Genomic DNA, 1,540 nt, shown 5'->3' with positions numbered 1-1,540 from the left:
TGTTCGTTTAACTTCCACTGAATGCTGTATGTGGATTCCCATTTATTTTTATAGACGCTGTCCAAGCCCGGTCTGCCAGGAGATACCTTCACTTTGATCTGTTTTCGATCTGTTAATATTTGGACCTCTATGAATTCCTTTACGCCCTTGCAAATTTCGTCAACGGCAGCTTTGATTTCCTTTTGAGTCTTTAGGTGATAGGCATTGAGTTTCGGTGATAACTTCTCTAGTTTATCAAGTGCCTTTTCTATTTTTTTACGCCTTCTTTCTCCATCTTCTTTCTGCTTAGAACTGCTGTGTATGAAAACAACTCGAAAGCCTTCTTCTGTCAGTTCGGCTTCGTATGTTTTATAAACATTTATTTCGTTTTTTTTCCGTGAACTTTCAACACAAAAGGCGTCTTGCCATGTTACCTCGTTACCTTTCAAATACTTCAAGAAACACTTAATTTCCTTCCTGGCTCTCGGGACAATCGTGATGAATTTACCACCATATTCTGCAATGTGGGTTAAATTTTTCTTGCTGCACAGCTTGCAATCGGCAACATAAATAAAATCTTCTTTTCCCAATAACGCACGCAGGGAATTCCAGTTCGGAATATGAGTAACATCATCAGAAGTATTGCCGTCAAAAAGTTTATAACTGAGCGGAACATGGCCATCTGCCGTGATATTTAAACCAAATACGATCTGCTTACAGTCAGGCCTGAAATCCTTATTGTGGCCATGCTTGAGCTTAACTGCTTCCGGATCGGGAGTATCGTATTTGCCAATAAACGTCACTGTTGTACTGTCATTGTGGATTTCATCCGTTAGCAGTTCGTGAACAGAAATAGCGTTACTGGCGAGCTCAGTCATTAACGAATGACGATCTGAAGAAAAAAGAGCTGAAAGAGCCCTGGCGAGTCGATCATCATTAAAAAGATTCGCTGCAAACGGCTCTTCTGTAAGGCCATCGGAATATTGACTCAACCATTCTTGAACTTTGTAAAGCGGCTTGTTGTTGCAGATGATATTCGCGGTTAACAGGCAAAGACTTTCAGCATGCCCCGCTAAACTATCGGTTGCCACTGGAACATATTTTTTGAAAAGATTAAACAGATCGAGGCCATCCATGAAATGTTTGACCATCGGTAAGACATCAACTTGTTTAAATTGGGTATCAAATTGCTCCATAATACACTCTTCCTCTCCACTTTTACGGATAATTCAAATAACCGTTTTTAGCTTCATCTCTACCTGTTAAACGAGTCAACAGAGTTCCTCTGTAAACTCTATTAATCTACACTTGCAGAACAATTATATCCATTTTTTTTTTGCACAGGGTACTATTTCAAAAGACAGGACTTGCATCCTACAGGAAACATAGGTATTACTATACGTAGTACATTTATAATGCTGAAGTCAAGTAAAAGGCAGCCAATGGAAGATCAACAGCGTAAACCCATTTTAGAAAAGTTACACTACCCATGCTCGGGCTATAACTGGCAACAAGCATACATCGAATACTTGGCAAAGAAGAGTCTCAGGTTAGTGTAATG

At 39.7% G+C, this 1,540-nt stretch carries 1 protein-coding gene; it reads right to left on the bottom strand.

Going from position 1 to position 1,540, the window contains the following annotated elements; all coding sequences use genetic code 11:
• Positions 1-1,175, bottom strand: a 1,175-nt coding sequence (locus JWG39_RS15980; protein WP_205220435.1) for an IS1634 family transposase, incomplete at its 3' end; no start/stop codon positions are given.
• Positions 1,176-1,540 lie beyond the last annotated feature (365 nt).

Origin of the sequence: Desulforhopalus vacuolatus (assembly GCF_016918505.1) — a bacterium.
GTDB lineage: Bacteria > Desulfobacterota > Desulfobulbia > Desulfobulbales > Desulfocapsaceae > Desulforhopalus > Desulforhopalus vacuolatus.
Note: the sequence above shows the minus strand (reverse complement) of the source record. Positions and strands in the feature narration are given on the sequence as shown.